This is a genomic window from Streptomyces endocoffeicus (genome assembly GCF_016741935.1).
Lineage (GTDB): Bacteria > Actinomycetota > Actinomycetes > Streptomycetales > Streptomycetaceae > Streptomyces > Streptomyces endocoffeicus.
This window is the reverse complement of the sequence record NZ_JAERRG010000202.1, coordinates 1-550: the sequence shown is the minus strand read 5'-3', so window position 1 is coordinate 550 and position 550 is coordinate 1. Positions and strand designations below refer to the sequence as shown.

The 550-nt window shown below is 68.4% G+C and carries 1 protein-coding gene; it reads right to left on the bottom strand.

What is annotated here, in order from left to right; translation table 11 throughout:
- On the bottom strand, positions 1 to 550 hold a 550-nt coding region (locus JK364_RS54585), incomplete at both ends, for an acyltransferase domain-containing protein (protein WP_201858907.1).

The window sequence follows — 550 nt, the reverse complement described above, 5'->3', positions numbered from 1 at the left end:
GCCTCCCCAGCACCGGAAACCACCACCGACACCGGACCATTGACCGCCGCAACCTCCACACCATCCGGCAGCAACGACACAACATCGCCCTCCGCCGCCTGGACGGCAAGCATCGCCCCGCCGGACGGAAGCGCCTGCATCAACCGGCCACGCGCACCCACGAGAACGCACGCGTCAGCGAGCGAAACCATCCCGGCAACGTGAGCCGCCGCGATTTCTCCGATGGAGTGACCGACCAAGTGATCGGGGCGGACGCCCCACGACTCCAACAGACGGAACAGCGCCACCTCGACGGCGAACAGACCGGCCTGCGCCCACATCGTCTGGTCGAGCAGGTCCTTGTCGTCGCCCCACACGACCTCACGCAGCGAACCGTCCAGCACACCCTCGAACCCCGCACACACCTCATCGAACGCCGCCGCGAACACCGGAAACCCAGCATGCAACTCACGCCCCATCCCCAGACGCTGCGCACCCTGACCCGCGAACACCCACGCGGACTTCCCAGCCCCCCGCACCCGCGTCACCGACGCGAGTCCGCCCCGCAACT